At 65.2% G+C, this 15,945-nt stretch carries 16 protein-coding genes; 9 read left to right on the top strand and 7 right to left on the bottom strand.

From position 1 onward, the window contains the following. Positions 1–30: 30 nt before the first annotated feature. The 5 genes from pheT to rpmI all read right to left on the bottom strand — a co-directional run bounded on the left by pheT (position 31) and on the right by rpmI (position 4,720). Positions 31–2,481: a phenylalanine--tRNA ligase subunit beta gene (gene pheT, locus BHQ40_RS11410; protein WP_070156008.1), complete on the bottom strand. Its 2,451-nt coding sequence runs from the start codon at positions 2,479–2,481 to the stop codon at positions 31–33. Continuing rightward, complete coding sequence (pheS, locus tag BHQ40_RS11405) at positions 2,478–3,575, bottom strand: phenylalanine--tRNA ligase subunit alpha (protein ID WP_070156006.1); 1,098 nt, start codon at positions 3,573–3,575, stop codon at positions 2,478–2,480. The genes pheT and pheS overlap by 4 nt, the downstream gene beginning before the upstream one ends. 24 nt (positions 3,576–3,599) lie before the next feature. Beyond that, on the bottom strand, positions 3,600–3,974 hold the full coding sequence (locus tag BHQ40_RS11400) for a GIY-YIG nuclease family protein (RefSeq protein WP_435593913.1): 375 nt from the start codon (positions 3,972–3,974) through the stop codon (positions 3,600–3,602). Between the two features lie 163 nt (positions 3,975–4,137). Further along, positions 4,138–4,503, bottom strand: a complete 366-nt coding sequence (gene rplT / locus BHQ40_RS11395) for a 50S ribosomal protein L20 (protein ID WP_070156002.1) — start codon at positions 4,501–4,503, stop codon at positions 4,138–4,140. Between the two features lie 13 nt (positions 4,504–4,516). Then, the gene (gene rpmI / locus BHQ40_RS11390; RefSeq protein ID WP_070156000.1) at positions 4,517–4,720 is read right to left on the bottom strand and encodes a 50S ribosomal protein L35; all 204 of its coding nucleotides are present in this window, start codon (positions 4,718–4,720) and stop codon (positions 4,517–4,519) included. A gap of 249 nt (positions 4,721–4,969) precedes the next feature. Here rpmI and BHQ40_RS11385 point away from each other — a divergent pair, with 249 nt between their 5' ends. Next, positions 4,970–7,063: an AsmA family protein gene (locus BHQ40_RS11385; RefSeq protein WP_435593914.1), complete on the top strand. Its 2,094-nt coding sequence runs from the start codon at positions 4,970–4,972 to the stop codon at positions 7,061–7,063. Positions 7,064–7,225: 162 nt separating this feature from the next. Here the strand turns inward: BHQ40_RS11385 and hisN are convergent, their stop codons facing one another. Further along, a complete protein-coding gene (gene hisN / locus BHQ40_RS11380) occupies positions 7,226–8,017 on the bottom strand; it encodes a histidinol-phosphatase (protein WP_070155996.1) in 792 nt (263 codons plus the stop codon). A 47-nt stretch (positions 8,018–8,064) separates the two neighbouring features. Between hisN and BHQ40_RS11375 the strand changes: the two genes are divergently transcribed. From BHQ40_RS11375 to BHQ40_RS11365, 3 genes are all read left to right on the top strand, one after another. After that, positions 8,065–8,931, top strand: coding sequence for an AraC family transcriptional regulator (locus BHQ40_RS11375; RefSeq protein WP_070155994.1), 867 nt, complete (start codon positions 8,065–8,067; stop codon positions 8,929–8,931). Between the two features lie 75 nt (positions 8,932–9,006). Next, positions 9,007–9,432, top strand: a complete 426-nt coding sequence (locus BHQ40_RS11370; RefSeq protein ID WP_070155992.1) for a VOC family protein — start codon at positions 9,007–9,009, stop codon at positions 9,430–9,432. A 187-nt stretch (positions 9,433–9,619) separates the two neighbouring features. Beyond that, the gene (locus BHQ40_RS11365; protein WP_070155990.1) at positions 9,620–9,853 is read left to right on the top strand and encodes a hypothetical protein; all 234 of its coding nucleotides are present in this window, start codon (positions 9,620–9,622) and stop codon (positions 9,851–9,853) included. Between the two features lie 24 nt (positions 9,854–9,877). Here the strand turns inward: BHQ40_RS11365 and BHQ40_RS11360 are convergent, their stop codons facing one another. After that, positions 9,878–10,813: a ribose-phosphate pyrophosphokinase gene (locus BHQ40_RS11360; RefSeq protein WP_070155988.1), complete on the bottom strand. Its 936-nt coding sequence runs from the start codon at positions 10,811–10,813 to the stop codon at positions 9,878–9,880. 118 nt (positions 10,814–10,931) lie between these two features. On the opposite strand from BHQ40_RS11360, the gene BHQ40_RS11355 reads away from it, so the two are divergent. The 5 genes from BHQ40_RS11355 to BHQ40_RS11335 all read left to right on the top strand — a co-directional run. Then, entirely contained in the window at positions 10,932–12,587 is a 1,656-nt protein-coding gene (locus BHQ40_RS11355; RefSeq protein WP_070155985.1) for an NAD+ synthase, read from the top strand. 105 nt (positions 12,588–12,692) lie between these two features. After that, the gene (gltX, locus tag BHQ40_RS11350; protein ID WP_070155983.1) at positions 12,693–14,030 is read left to right on the top strand and encodes a glutamate--tRNA ligase; all 1,338 of its coding nucleotides are present in this window, start codon (positions 12,693–12,695) and stop codon (positions 14,028–14,030) included. 282 nt (positions 14,031–14,312) lie between these two features. Continuing rightward, on the top strand, positions 14,313–14,972 hold the full coding sequence (locus BHQ40_RS11345) for an energy transducer TonB (protein ID WP_070155981.1): 660 nt from the start codon (positions 14,313–14,315) through the stop codon (positions 14,970–14,972). Positions 14,973–15,182: 210 nt separating this feature from the next. Beyond that, positions 15,183–15,674 carry a hypothetical protein gene (locus tag BHQ40_RS11340; protein ID WP_070156076.1) on the top strand — a complete coding sequence of 164 codons (492 nt, stop codon included), beginning with the start codon at positions 15,183–15,185 and terminating at the stop codon, positions 15,672–15,674. Between the two features lie 50 nt (positions 15,675–15,724). Then, on the top strand, positions 15,725–15,945 hold a 221-nt coding region (locus BHQ40_RS11335), incomplete at its 3' end, for a deaminase (RefSeq protein WP_253183334.1).

Raw genomic sequence — 15,945 nt, 5'->3', positions numbered from 1 at the left:
TTTACACACCGTGGGGCCACCACGTTAGTGTCACCCCCGCAACGTCCCGCCCAGCTTCTCCGCCGCCTTCACCACCGCCGCGCTGATCGCGCCCAGTTCCTCGTCGGTGAAGCTTTTCTCGCCGGGCTGCAGCGTCACTTCCACCGCCAGCGACGTCATGCCCGCATCCACGCCGGGGCCGGAGAAGACATCGAACAGACGCGCGTCGACGATCGCCTTCTTGTCAGCCCCGCGAATGGCGCGGACGAGGGCGTCGGCCTCCAGCGTCTCCGGCACCAGGAAAGCGAAGTCGCGCTTCACCGCCTGTAACGCGGGCGGCGCATAGGGCGCGCGCATGAAGCCGGACTTGCGCTTGCCCGGTATGGCGTCGAGGAAAAGTTCCGCCGCGACCACCGTACCGGACAGGCCGAACTGCTTCGCCGTCGCCGGATGCAGCACGCCATATTCGGCCAGGATGGTCTTGGGGCCGAGCCGCAGCGTGCCCGACTGGCCGGGATGATAGGCCCCGCTCGCCTCGCCAAAGGCCTGGAGGTTGCCGACCGGCGCGCCCGCCGCCGCCAGCAACGTCAGCACCTCGGCCTTCACATCATGCGCGGCAAAAGCCTGCGCCTTGCCGCTGCGCCAGTCGCGTGCGGTCTTTTCCCCGGCCATGACGATGCCCGTGGTCGCGCGCTCGCCATCCGCGAAATAGCGGCGGCCGACTTCGAACAGCCGCACCGACGCCGCGCCGCGATCGGCATTGCGCCGGGTGGCGGAGAGCAGGCCGGGCAGCAGCGAGGGCCGCATGACCTTCATATCCTCCGAAATCGGATTAGCGAGTGTCCAGTCGCCCCCGCCCACGGCCGCCGCCTCCTTCTCGGATATGAAGGACCAGTTGATCGCTTCCGAAAGCCCGCGCGCCGCGGCGGTGCGCCGCACCTTGCGCTCCACCAGCTGCGCCTGCGTCGCCGTCGGCTTCGCAACGCCGGGCGCGCGCGGCAGGGGCGTGGAGGGCACATTGTCCAGGCCGTGGATGCGCACCACCTCCTCGACGATATCCGCCGGGCCATCGATATCGCGCCGCCAGCTTGGCACGCCGACGCTCCAGCCCTCGGGCGTGTCGAACGGCATGCCGTCGCGCATTTCGGTGCCGCCACCGGTGATCGTCACCGGGAAGCCAAGGCTCTCCAGTATCGCTTTCTGCGTCGTCTTCGGAACATCCACGCCCGCCAGCGCCAGCGCATAGGCGGGATCGTAGGAGACGCTGCGCGGCGCGACCGGGGGCTGCCCTGCGCGGGTGATGGCGCTTGGGCTGCCGCCGCAATGGTCGATCACCAGCTTCGTCGCGATCGCCAGCGCATCGTCAAGGAAGGCGGGGTCGACGCCGCGCTCGAACCGCTGGCGCGCATCGCTGGTCAGCGCCAACTTCTGCCCGGTACGGGCAATCGCCTCCGGCGTGAAATAGGCGCATTCGATCAGCACATCGGTCGTCGTTTCCGACACGCCCGAATGCTCGCCGCCCATGATGCCGCCAATGTCGTGGACCGCAGCATCGTCGGCGATCACGGTCATGCTGTCGTCGAGCGTATAGGTCTTGCCGTTGAGGGCCAGCACCTGCTCGCCATCCTTCGCAAGGCGGGCGACGAGCGGGCCGGTTAGCGTCGCGCGGTCATAAACATGGAGCGGGCGGCCAAGGTCGATCGACACGAAATTGGTGATGTCGACCAGCACGGAAATCGGCTTCTGGCCGATCGCCTTCAGCTTGTCCGCCATCCATTTCGGCGCAGCGCCATTGGTCACGCCGGACACATTCTGCGCATAGAAAGCAGGGCAGCCTTCCGGATCGTCGGTGCGCACATCCGGCGCGGGGCCGTCGCCCGCAATCGGCGTAAGGCTTTCCATGCGATAGACCTGCGCCAGCGGCTTCAGCGTGCCGAGGCCCGCCGCCGCCAGATCGCGGGCGATGCCGCGCACGCCCATGCAATCCTGCCGGTTGGGCGTGATGCTGACGTCGATCACCGGATCGTCCAGTCCCGCCCAGTCGGCATAGATCTGCCCCACAGGCGCGTCGGCCGCCAGTTCGATGATCCCGTCATGATCCTCGCCCAGTTCCAGCTCGCGGAAGCTGCACATCATGCCGTTGGATTCGACGCCGCGGATCGCTGCGACGCGCAGCACCATGCCGTTCGATGGCACGGTCGCGCCCGGCATGCCGAACACGCCGACCAGACCAGCGCGGGCATTGGGTGCGCCGCACACGACCTGTAGCGGGCCCCCATTGTTAAAATTGGCACCGGCATCGACGCTCAACACCTGCAGCTTGTCGGCCTGCGGGTGCGGCGCTGCGGTCAGCACCTTGGCGATACGGAATGCGCCCAGCTTCTCGGCCGGATTGTCGACGCCCTCGACCTCCAGCCCGATGCGGGTCAGCGTGTCCAGCACGGTATCGAGGCTCGCATCCGTCTCCAGATGCTCCTTCAGCCAGCTCAGCGTGAATTTCATGCGCCCACTCCCCCGCTCAGCGTGGGCACATCCAGCGCCGAGAATCCATAATGCCGCAGCCAGCGCAGATCGCCGTCGAAGAAGGCGCGCAGGTCGTTCATCCCATATTTCAGCATGGCGAGCCGGTCGACGCCGGTGCCGAAGGCGAAGCCCTGCCATTCGTCCGGGTCAAGCCCGCACGCCTCGATCACCTTGCGGTGGACCATGCCGCTGCCCAGCACCTCCAGCCAGCCGCCATCCTTGTCATTACCGGACCCGCCGATCACCCGCTGCCCATTGACCAGCGTATAGCCGACATCGACCTCCACCGACGGCTCGGTGAAGGGGAAATAGCTGGGGCGCAGGCGCAGGACGATGTCGTCGCGCTCGAAAAACGCCTTCAGGAACGTCTCCAGCGTCCATTTGAGGTGGCCGAGCGTGATGCCGCGATCGATCACCAGCCCCTCAATCTGGTGGAACATCGGCGTGTGCGTGGCGTCGCTGTCGGAGCGATAGACGCGGCCGGGCGCGATGATGCGGATCGGCGGCTTCTGCTCCAACATCGTGCGGATCTGGACGGGCGAGGTGTGAGTGCGCAGCAGCATCTTCTTCCCGTCCCGCGCGGTCTCGTCCGGGAAATAGAAAGTGTCGTGCATCGCCCGCGCCGGGTGCGTCTCAGGAATGTTGAGCGCGGTGAAATTATGCCAGTCGTCCTCAATCTCCGGCCCGGTGGCGACGGAGAAGCCAAGGTCCGCGAAGATTTCCGCCAGTTCGTCCATCACCTGGCTCACCGGATGCACCGATCCTTGCGGGCCGATGTCGGCGGGCAGCGTCATGTCCAGCCGCTCGTCCGCCAGCCGCGCGTCCAGCGCCGCCTGCTCCAGCGCGCCCTTCCGCTCGGCGATGGCGGCGGTCACGGCCTCGCGCAGATCCTGGATCGCCGGCCCCTGCGTCTGCCGCTCGTCGGGCGACATGCCGCCCAGCGTCTTGAGCAGCGCCGTCACCACCCCCTGCTTGCCGAGCGCGCCCACGCGCAACCCTTCCACCGCATCCAGCGTCGCGGCGGCGGCGATGTCGGCCAGCAGGCCGGATTTCAGTGAAGCTATGTCGGTCATCTCGTCCGTAATTCCCACACATCGTCATTCCCGCGAAGGCGGGAACCCATCTCCCGGTCTATCCGCCGGGTCGGCGTCATCAGTTCTCAGGCTCGGCAACGGATCAAACCCGAAAGTGAGCGCCAGATCGTCCCAGTCAGGATTGGCCGCTTCGATCAGATCAATTTTCCATTGCCTGTTCCATTTCTTGATCCGTTTTTCACGCTGGATTGCAGTCTCCATCGTGTCATGCGGCTCGAACCAGACCAGCCGATTGACGCCGTAGTCGGTGGTGAAGCCTTCGATCAAGCCGTTTCGGTGCTCGTAGAGGCGTTTGATCAGGTCGGAACTTACACCGGTATACAATGTGCCGTTTTTGCGGCTCGCAAGAATATAGACGGTTGGTGCTCGCTCTTTCATCACCGCTCCGGAGATGGGTTTCGAAGGGAGGCACGTGACTCCCTTCGACCTGCGCGGGAATGACGAGAGTAGCAGGTGGCTTCTGACGCTCGCCCCAGACAAACCAAAAAGGGCGCCGGAAGCATCTGCCCCGGCGCCCTTGCTGTCTCGTGTCGCTGGTTGCTTATGCAGCCGCGGGCAGAGCCGCCTTCGCCTGGGCGATGATGGCGCTAAACGCTTCGCCTTCGTGCATGGCGATGTCGGCCAGGACCTTCCGGTCCAGATCGATACCGGCGAGCTTCAGCCCGTGCATGAACTGCGAATAGGTCAGGCCCTCGGCGCGGACGCCGGCGTTGATGCGCTGGATCCACAGGCCGCGGAAGCTGCGCTTCTTAACCTTGCGGTCGCGATAGGCGTACTGGCCGGCCTTTTCGACGGCCTGGCGGGCGATGCGGATCGTATTCTTGCGACGGCCATAATAGCCCTTCGCCTGATCCAGAATCCTCTTATGCTTCGCCTTGGTGGTCGTGCCACGTTTTACGCGTGCCATAGTCCTCTACTCCTTACTTCAGGCCGTAGGGCGCCCAGAGGCGGACGTGCGCGACGTCGGCTTCGGACAGCACATCGGTGCCACGGTTCTGGCGAATATATTTGGCGTTGTGGCTGATCAGGCGGTGGCGCTTGCCGGCGACACCATGCTTGACCTTGCCGGTGGCGGTGAACTTGAAGCGTTTCTTCACACCGCTCTTGGTCTTGAGCTTGGGCATTTTCGTCTCCTTGTGCTGACGATTTACGGACAAGCGCGGCAGCCCTACTGGCCGGAATGTCCCATCAACCCCGCCGGGCACAAGCCCACGGGAACGCGCGCCTATACGGGGCAAGTTGCCCAAAAGCAAGGGGCGGAGCGATTCGGCCGCCCGGACGTTTGAAACCCCATGTCCGAAGCGGATCCCATTGCTGCGGGGCCGGATAAGCCCCTTGCTCCAGAAGGCGGGCAGGGCGGATTCCACGCGCGCATGGGGCAGGCGCGGGAGCGGTGGCGGAAACTGCCTCTGCCTGCGCGAATCATCCTGTGGATCGCCGGCATCCTTTTCCTGATCTGGCTGATCCTGTTCGTCACCAAGGGCCGCTTCCTTAGAGGTCCGTTCGAACGGATCGTCTCGTCCAGCCTGCAACGGGACGTGAAGGTCGGCGGCGACTTCCAGCTCTATTTCGATCCCGTGACCGTCAAATTCCTCGCCGAGCGCTTCACCATCTCCAATCCGAAATGGGCGAGCCAGCCCTATCTGTTCCGCGCCGACCGGATCGATACCCGCATCTCGCCCTTCTCCCTCGTCTTTGGCGACACCAAGCGGATCAAATGGCTGGAGCTACGTAACGGCGCGGCCGACCTGGAATGGAGCCGGGACGGCAAGACCAACACATGGACGCTGGGCGACCCCAATAAAAAGGGCGAACCGCTCGACTTGCCCACCGTGCGCCGGGCGATCATCGCGGGCACGAAGCTGCGCTATCGCGACCCGCGCCTGGCCGTGAACGCGGATATCGCCTTAGACACCGTGCGAGCGCAGGACACGCGGTTCGCCCATGACATCCGTTTCACTGGATCGGGCACGATGCGCGACAGGCCCTTCACCCTGCGCGGCGGGCTGCTCTCGCCCAATGACACGGTGACCGGCGGGAAGAACCAGTTGGTCGTGGAGGCGAAGGCGGGTGCGACGGTGCTGCAGGTCAACGGCACCCTGCCCGGCGCGACGGAGATTGAGGGGGCGGATCTGTCGCTGGTCACTTACGGCCCCAATATCCGCCTGCTGTTCGATTTTCTGGGCGTCGCAATCCCTGACACGCGCCACTACCGCTTCACTTCCCACCTGACGAAAGTGGGCGGCGAGTGGCGCTTCACGCATCTCAAGGGGCGGTTCGGCGACAGCGATCTGGCTGGCGGCATGACGATCTCGCTGCCGGACAACCGCCTGCTGCTGAAGGCGGACCTGGCCACCACCACCCTCGACATCATCGATGTCGGCCCCTTCATCGGCTACAACCCGGAAAAGCTGGAGGCGCAGGGTGGCGCGGGCGCGATCGAAACGGTGCAGGGCCGCCCGCGCGTCCTGCCCGACGCGCCGCTGCGGATAGAGGCGATCCGCGCCTTCGACGCCAACGTCAAATATCGCGTGAAGCAGGTGCGGGCGAAGAATTTTCCCATCTCCAACATCGGACTCGGCCTGACGCTCGACCACAGTCTGCTCACCTTGTCGCCGCTGACTTTCGACATGGCGGGCGGCTTCGTCTCGTCTGATATCGAGATCAACGCACGCGGCGCGCCGGTGCGGACCAAATATGACATCCGCCTGTCCCCCACGCCGATGGGCAAGCTGCTTGGCCGCTGGGGCGTCGAGGAATCGGGCACAACTGGCGTCATGAAAGCGCGCGTCCAGATGACCGGCGAGGGCGATTCCGTCCGCGAATCGCTGGGCACCGCTGATGGCCGCATCGCTGTCGTCCTGCCAGCCGGCACGATGTGGGCGCGCAATATCCAGCTTTCCGAACTCGATATCGGCACCTTCATCACCAAGATGTTCGCTGACAAGCTGAAGAAACCGGTGGAGATTAATTGCGGCCTCATCGCCTTCACCGTGCGGGACGGCGTGGCTGCGGCCGACCCGATCCTGATCGACACGAAGAAGAATGTCATCGTCGGCCGCGGCGGGTTCAGCTTCAGGAATGAATCGCTGGATATGGCGGTGCGGGCGGACGGCAAGACGATCAGCCTGTTTTCCGGCCAGTCGCCCATCGGCATTGGCGGCTATTTCGCCAAGCCCGGCATCAATCCCGTCAGCCCGCAACTGCTGGCGCGGGGCGGCGCGGGCGCTGGCCTCAGCCTGGTCGGCACGCCGATCGCGGGCATCCTCGCCTTTGTCGACATTGGCGACGCGAAGGCGACTGCCTGCGGCCCGGTCCTGTCAGGCGCGAACGCCGTTGCCCAGCGCACGACCAAGGGCAAGCCGCGCGACGATGTGGGCAGAGGCACCACCGCCAAGTCAGAAAGCGGCAAGGCGGAGAAGGGCGAGCAAAAGAGCCAAGACAAGAAGTTTCTGGGGATATTTTGAGAGAGGCAGGTGGTCTTTAGGGAGTGCCGTACTCCTGCGAAAGCAGGAGCCCAGGGCCTCCAAGCGCCAAGCAACCCTGGACTCCTGCTTTCGCAGGAGCACTAAATCTCCATTCACATGTCAGATGATTGCAGGTTGCGCTCGTAACGGAGTCTAGCCGCATCAACGATGATGCCCGTCATGCCCCTGCGCCAACGCTTCCAATATGTCGTCCAGCCGCGCGGGGTCGCCGACCGCGATCACCTGTCCGTCGCTGTCCGCCGTCAGTGGTTCGCCGGCCCAGTCGCACATGCGCCCGCCCGCGCCCTCGACCACCGGCACCAGCGCGGCGAGATCGTGGAGTTTCAGCCCCGCCTCTACGACGATATCGACATGGCCCGACGCGACGAGGCCATAATTATAGCAATCCCCGCCCCAAAGCGTATCGCGACACTGCCCCGCCAGCAGGGAGAAATGCTCGCCGGTGCAGCCGGGGAAAAGCTGCGGTGCGGTGGAGGCCAGGATCGCCTCGTCCAGATCGCGGCAGGCGCGGGTGCGGACCGGCGCGCCGTTGAAGGTCGTCGGCCGCCCCGCCATCCCGGCCCAGCGTTCCCGCGCGATCGGCTGGTCAATGATGCCGATGGTCGGCCAACCCGCCTGCGTCAGCGCGATCAGCGTGCCGAAGATCGGCCGCCCGGCGACGAAGCTCTTGGTGCCGTCGATCGGGTCCAGAATCCACACCCGCTCCGCATCCTCGCGCGTCGCGCCATATTCCTCGCCGATAATGCCGTCGTCCGGGCGCTCTTTTTCCAGGATCGCGCGGATCGCCGCCTCGGCCGCCTTGTCGGCCTCCGTCACCGGCGATTTGTCCGCCTTGAACTCCAGATCGTAGCGCGCACGGAAAAAGGGGCGGATCGCCTCGCCCGCCGCATCGGCAAGGCGGTTGGCGAGGGTCAGGTCGTCGCGGCTGGTCATGTCCTGCGCCTAGCGCGGAAAGCGCGGGGAGGCTAGACTGCGCAGGCATGGACAGCCCGCGCCCCATAACCATCCGCGCGCATGACGATGGCGTGAACCGCTGGCGGATGGCGGAGGCGCGCGCGGCCAGCGCCCTTGCGCGGCATGTGCGCAGCTACAGCGCCTATGACGAAACCACGACCGGCTTCACCGCGCGGCGCGAACTGGCCTCGACCGGCGTCGTGGTGATCTTCAACCTTGGCGCGCCGGTGGAATTGACCGGTGCGGACGGCGCAGCGATCGCCCTTGACGCGGGGGAGGCGTTTGCCGCGGGCTTTGCGGACGGAACGTCGATCTCGCGGTCCGGCGGCAGTCAGTCGGGCATTCACATCTTCATGCCCTGGGCGACGCTTGGCCGCCTGTGCGGCTGTCCGGTATCGGAAGTCGCGAACCGCGTCGTGCGGCTGGACGATTTGATCGGCGGGCGGGCCAGCGATCTTGGCGGACGATTGGTGGAGGCGGGGAATGACGCGCAACGCTTTGCCCTTCTCGACGCCTTCGTCATGGACCGGCTTGGCGAGAGCGAGGCCATGGATGGCCGGATCGCCGCCGCCGTCGCACGGCTGCGCGCCCGGCCGGACACGTCGATCCGGGCGCTGGCGGACTGGGCCGGATGGTCGCCGCGCCATTTTCTGCAGCGTTTTCGCGACGAGACCGGGCTTGCGCCCGCGCGCTTTGCCCGGCTGGCCCGGTTTGAGCATTTCACCGCCGCGATTGCCGCCGATCCCGATGCGCGGCTTGCCGATATTGCGCAGGATTCGGGCTTCTATGACGAGCCGCATCTGGCTCGGGAGGTGCGCGCCTTTGCCGGGGTGACGCCCGGCGAACTGCGCGCCCGGATCATTCCCGGCGGCGGCGGGTTCGTCGATTCCTAGGTCATTTCCGTACAAGTGGGCGGCGCTTGCGATGGCTACACCGGGCGCATCGGACCATTACAGGAGCTTGAAGCCATGAAAGGCAAATCCCCCGTCATCCCCTGCCTGCGTTATGCCGATGCGCCGGCCGCCATCGACTTTCTCTGCGCCGCCTTCGGTTTTGAGCGGCACGCCATCTATACTGATGAGGCCGATCCATCGGTCGTGCACCATGCCCAACTGACGCTGGGCGACGGCATGATCATGCTGGGCAGCGACCGGCCCGGCGGGGTCAAGGACCTCTATGGCTGGAAAACTCCGGCGGAGGCGGGCGGCATCACCCAATGCGTGTGCTGCTATGTGGCGGATGTCGACGCGCATGCCGCTACCGCAAAGGCTGCCGGCGCGCGCATCATACGCGGTCCCTATGACAATGACGGTTATCCGGGGCGTGGCTATGATGCACTCGATACGGAAGGCAATGTCTGGAATTTCGGCAGCTACGACGCCTGGGAGGAATGAGATTTCTCGCCTGCCAGTGAAACTCCATCCGTTGAAATTCCATCCGTTCGTGTCGAGCGAAGTCGAGACACAGGCGCGCGGTGTCTCGACTTCGCTCGACACGAACGGCGGCTGGAAAAGCTAGCAAAGCTGAATCGCACTTAATACCCGCCCACCTTTTCCGTTCTAATGGGGAAGGGGATTTCGCATGGCCATTCTGGGCTGGATCATCAGTGTCGTCGCGTTTCTGGCCGGGCTTGCCTTGCGGCAGGACCTGCCGTTCCTGTATGACGACCGCATCTCCAACGGCCTGCTGTTCGCCGCTTTCCTCGCCTTCCCGCCGCTATGGGCGGAAAAGCCGTTGGGGATAACCGCCACACCGCGCATCATGGCCTGCGTCGCGATGCTGCTGGCGCTGCCGATGCTCTATTTTCAGGGCTGACAAGTCGCGCGGCGCGACTGCGTTCTAGTCGAACAGGCTGGAGACCGAGCTTTCGTCCGCGATGCGCTTGATCGCCTCGCCCAGCAGCGGCGCGATGGGAAGCTGGCGGATGCGGCTGCTGCCCTGCACGCCTTCGGTCGCCAGGATCGAATCGGTGATGACCAGCTCGGTAAGCTGCGAATTATCGACCCGCGCCACTGCGCCGCCGGACAGCACGCCATGCGTCACATAGGCGGCGACGCCCTCCGCGCCCGCTTCCTTCAGCGCGGCGGCGGCGTTGCACAGCGTGCCCGCCGAATCGACGATATCGTCGATCAGGATGCAGAAGCGGCCGCTCACATCGCCGATGATGTTCATGACTTCCGATTCGCCGGCGCGCTCGCGGCGCTTGTCGACGATGGCGAGCGGCGCGTTATCCAGCCGCTTGGCGAGCGCGCGGGCGCGGACCACGCCGCCGACGTCGGGTGACACGACCATGATGTTCTTGTCGCCGAACCGGGCCTGGATATCCGCAGACATCACCGGCGCGCCGAACAGGTTGTCGGTCGGGATATCGAAGAAGCCCTGAATCTGCCCGGCGTGCAGATCGACGGACAGCACGCGGTTCGCGCCGGCGACGGTGATCAGGTTCGCCACCAGCTTCGCGCTGATCGGCGTGCGCGGGCCGGGCTTCCGGTCCTGCCGGGCATAGCCGAAATAGGGGATGACCGCCGTGATCCGTTTGGCCGACGCGCGCTTCAGCGCATCGATCATGATCAGCAGCTCCATGAGATTGTCGTTGCACGGGTAGCTGGTCGACTGGATCAGGAACACGTCCTCGCCGCGCACATTCTCATGCACCTCGACGAACACCTCCTCGTCGGCGAAGCGGCGGACGCTGGCGTTGGTAAGCGGAAGCTCGACATAATCCGCGATGGCGCGGGCCAGCGGCAGGTTCGAATTGCCGGTCATCAATTTCATGGAAAAATATCCCCGTTACGTTTCCGTGACGCGCTGGTCGGCGCCCCTTTAACCGGCGCTTGGGAATGTGGAAAGCGGCTTTTGCGGTACTGCGGAAAATGCTCTACGGGGTCCGGCCATGACCGCAAAGCTCACCATCGCCCTTGCCCAGATCAGCCAGTCCGTCGGCGACCTGTCCGGCAATGCCGATGCAATGCTGGAGTGGCGCGCGAAAGCGGGGGATGCGGACCTCATCGTCTATCCCGAACTGCAGCTTATCGGCTATCCGCCAGAGGATCTGGTGCTGAAACCCGCCTTTGTCGATCGCGCCGGGGAGGAGCTGCTGCGGCTGGCGAAGGCGACGGAGGATGGCGGCCCGGCAATGCTGGTCGGCACGGTGGTCGCGTCGCAGGGCGTGCTGTTCAACGTCGTCGCCCTGCTCGACGGCGGCGAGGTGAAGGCGGTGCGGCAGAAGCGCGAGCTGCCCAATTACGGCACCTTTGACGAAAAGCGGCTGTTCGCGCCCGGTCCCTTGCCCGCGCCCATCGATTTTCGCGGCGTGAAGCTCGGCATTCCGATCTGCGAGGATATCTGGTTCCCCTTCGTCACCGCCCATCTGAAGGCGGAAGGGGCGGAAATCCTGATCAGCCCCAATGGCAGCCCCTATGAGATCAACAAGGACGAGCACCGCCTGCGCGGCGTCTGTTCCGCGCGGGTGCAGGAAACCGGTCTGCCGGTCATCTATCTGAACCGCGTCGGCGGTCAGGATGAGCTGGTGTTCGATGGCGCGTCCTTCGTGCTGGGCGCAGACCTCACGGTGCTGCACCAACTGCCCGACTGGGACGAGGCACTGGTCATTACGCAGTGGGAGAAGCAAGGCGGGGCATGGATTTGCGCGCCCGGCGACATCCATGAACTCGACCCCAATCCCGCCGACATCTATAATGCGATGGTGCTTGGCCTGCGCGACTATGTGAACCGCAACCGCTTCCCCGGCGTGGTGCTGGGCCTGTCGGGCGGCATTGACAGCGCCTTGTCCGCCGCCGTCGCCGTCGATGCGCTGGGCGCCGACCGGGTGTGGTGCGTGATGATGCCCTCGCGCTTCACCAGCCAGGACAGTCTGGACGATGCGGCGGAATGCGCGCGCCTGCTGGGCGTGCGGCTCGACACTGTGCCGATCGAACCGGCTGTCGGCGCGTTCGACACGATGCTTGCCGATGTCTTTTCCGGCCGCAACCGCGATCTCACCGAGGAGAATATCCAGTCGCGCATCCGCGGCGTCACGCTGATGGCGCTCAGCAACAAGTTCGGCCACATGCTCCTGACCACCGGCAACAAGAGCGAGATGTCGGTCGGCTACGCCACCATCTATGGCGACATGGCGGGCGGCTATTCGGTGCTGAAAGACGCGTACAAAATGACGGTGTTCGACCTGTCGCGCTGGCGGAACGAGAATGTACCGAGCCTTGGCATGGGGCCGTCCGGCCCGGTGATGCCCGATAGCGTCATCACCAAGCCGCCCAGCGCCGAACTGCGCGAGGACCAGAAGGATGAGGACAGCTTGCCGCCCTATGAGGTGCTGGACCCGATGCTGCACGGCCTTGTCGAGGAGGAGCTGTCGGTGGACCAGCTCGTCGCGCGCGGCTTCGACCGCGACACCGTGGCCCGCATCGAGCGGCTGCTCTACGTTGCCGAATACAAGCGCCGCCAGTCGCCCCCCGGCGTGAAGCTCGGCACCCGCAATTTCGGCCGCGATCGCCGCTATCCGATCACCAACGCGTTTAGAACCACCTGACCCGATATAATCCGTTCGCCCTGAGCCAGTCGAAGGGCTGCACCTTTCTTTGAGTAAGGGCAGGGCTTAGACAGGTTCGGCCCGAACGGTTTGAGTAGCGAACTTATGACCATCATCACTCGCTTCGCGCCATCGCCCACCGGGCATCTGCATGTCGGCAATATCCGCGCCGCGCTTCACAACTGGATGTGGGCGCAGAAAAATGGCGGCCAATTCCTGCTGCGCCTCGACGATACCGACGCGGAGCGCTCGCGGGAGGAATATGCCGATTCGATCCGGGCGGACCTCGCCTGGCTCGGCCTGCACCCGGCGTCGGAAACCCGCCAGTCGGATCGCTTTGCGCTGTACGAGGCGCGCTTTGCCGCCCTGCGCGACGCCGGGCGCATCTATCCCGCCTATGAAACCGCGCAGGAACTGGATCTGCGGCGCAAGGTGCTGCTCGGCCGGGGCCTGCCGCCCGTCTATGACCGCGCCGCCCTGTCGCTGACCGCCGAGGATGTCGCACGGCTGGAGGAGGAGGGCCGACGCCCGCACTGGCGTTTCAAGCTGGATCATGACGCGCCGATCGCCTGGACCGACCTGATCCGGGGCGATCAGCATTTCGACCCGAAGCTGCTCTCTGACCCAGTGATCCGGCGTGAGGACGGCTCCTGGCTCTATATGCTCCCGTCCGCCATCGACGACATCGACATGGGCATAACCCATGTCGTGCGCGGTGAGGATCATGTCTCCAACACCGCTGTCCAGTTGCAGATGTTCGCGGCGATGGGCGCGCCGCCGCCCGCCTTTGCGCATGAGGCGCTGCTGACCGGTACGGAAGGCAAGCTGTCCAAGCGGCTCGGTTCGCTCGGCGTTTCCGCCTTCCGCGAACAGGGGATAGAGCCTGCCGCGATCATTGCCCTGCTGGCGCGTCTTGGCACCAGCGATCCGGTCGAGCCGTTCGCCGATGCCGCGCCGCTGGTGGCGACTTTCGATTTCGCCCGCTTCGGCCGTGCGCCCGCCCGTTTCGACGAGGCGGAGCTGGCGGCGCTCAACCAGAAGATCATTCATGCCCTTCCCTACGCAGCCGTGACCGGCCGCTTGCCGGAGGGCATGGATGAGGCGGGCTGGAACGCGATCCGGCCCAATCTGGACATCATCGCCCAGGCGGCGGACTGGTGGGGGATCGTGAAGGGTGCGATCGACACGCCGCAATTCGACAGCGACGACCGCGCCTTTCTGACCCAGGCCGCCGATGCGCTCGACGCGCTGCCGTTCGATGAAGGCGTCTGGCGGGCGCTCACCGGCGCGCTGAAGGAGGCGACCGGCCGCAAGGGCAAAGCGCTGTTCCATCCCCTACGCCTCGCCCTCACCAGCCGCGACCATGGCCCGGAAATGGCCGCCCTGCTGCCGCTGATCGGGCGGGATGCGGCCCTCAGCCGGTTGCGCGCCGCCGCGGCATAGGGCTGTCCCATTTTGGGACATGCGGGCAGTATAGTAATAAAATCAGATACTTAAATCCCTATGGTTAAGCGTGCTCCTGCGAAAGCAGGAGTCCAGACCTGCCGTTTGAACTGGACTCCTGCTTTCACAGGAGCACGCTGCGTTTTTGGCTAATCCCGTCCAATCACGACCCCGCAAAACTATCTCTACCCCTGCGCTCGAAAATCCTCTTGCCCATCTATTGTTATGTTGTATCATCCCAATCAGGCGCCGGTTACCGGCGCGGTCAGAGGAGAGGATGCAATGCAGTCAGTGGTTGCGCCGCAGGGCGGTTATGCCGGGTCCCGCAGGTCCCCCATCGGTCTGGGCGGGACGATCGCCGTTCATGCCGTGGCGGTGGGAATCTTCCTGCTGATGCCGCGGGAGATGATCGAGCAGTTCGTCCCGCCGTCCATAATTACATACCCGGTACCCGCCGACCCGCCGCCGCCCGATCCGGTTCAGCCTCCGCCCGAAAAGACCGAGCATCCGATACAGCAACCCGACCGGTCAGTGATCCCGGTCATCATCCCCAAGGTGGCGTTGCCGGTCGACCCCGTGGACATCACTGGAACGATCGATCCCCTGCCGCCCATCCAGCCAAAGATTGAAACGCCCTCCGATCCGCCCAGGGCGCCAGTATTCGCGCAGGCGTCGCCCGATCCGCGCTTCGCCCGCGATTTCCAGCCGGCCTATCCGCCCTCCATGCAGCGTATGGATATGGAGGGGTCCGTCACGGTCCGCGTAAGGATCGGCGCGGACGGGCGCGTGCTGTCGGTGGAGAAGCTGTCGGCGGCCAGCGACGCATTCTGGGATGCGACACGGGAGCAGGCGCTGCGCAAATGGCGCTTCCGTCCCGGCACCCGCGACGGGACGCCCGTCGAATCGGAACGGGTGATGACCGTGCATTTCCGCATGACCTGATCGTTCGATAGCGGCGACGCGAAAAAACGGCCCGGCGGTGGGGGCGTCCGCCGGGCCGAAATTATGGAAGCCAAGGGGGGCAGGCTTCCATTGGGTCGCAGGGCTATCATGCCGCGTCATTCCTACAGGCGCGTGACAGAGGGCATGACAACCGCGCGCCTTTCACGCCCGCGCTTTGATTCCCGTTGGATTGCCTCTATATTCCGCGCCATGGCCATTTTCCCCCGTCCTGTTTCCCCGAAGTCGGCCTTCAGCGACTTCTGGAGCTACTTCACTGAGCGCCGCGCGCATAAATGGCCGCTGCTCGGCCTGTCCGCGGCCGTCACCTGGATCATCATCTGGGCGTTCGTGATCGACGGGCAGACCAACATCATGCCGCGCCAGAACAAGATCATCTATGTCGAAAGCTGGGACGCGAACCGCACCGATGCGGCGATCATCCTGCAGCAGAAGATGGATCTAGCGCGCAGCGAAGTCGCGCTGCGCAAGAAGCAGAAGGAAATGCAGGGTCTGGCCGACGCTTTCGGCATCGACTGGCGCGCGGATGAAGCGCGCAACACCGCCAGGCGCAAGGAAGCGCTGAAATATATCAACGCCCAGCTCGACGACCGGCTGGCCAAGGCGGAAGCGGCGGAAGGCAAGGCCGCTCCCGCGTCCGCGACCCCCCAGGGCGGGCCTGATGGCGGGGACGCCAAACAATAGCGGACACCCTCGCCTTCCCCATTGCAAACGCCGCCGATGATCAGCGTTTCATGGCGGCCGCGATCGCGCTGTCGCTGCGCGGCCGGGGCGTCAGCACGCCCAATCCCAGCGTCGGCTGCCTCATCGTCCGCGACTCGATCGTGGTCGGGCGGGGCTGGACGCAGGCGGGCGGGCGGCCCCATGCGGAGGCGCAGGCGCTGGAACAGGCGCTGGACCGGGCGCGGGGCGCGACCGCCTATGTGACGCTGGAGCCTTGCTTCCATTTGTCGCC

It is taken from the genome of Sphingobium phenoxybenzoativorans, from assembly GCF_001757355.1.
Lineage (GTDB): Bacteria > Pseudomonadota > Alphaproteobacteria > Sphingomonadales > Sphingomonadaceae > Sphingobium > Sphingobium phenoxybenzoativorans.
This window is presented reverse-complemented; position numbering and strand designations above follow the sequence as displayed.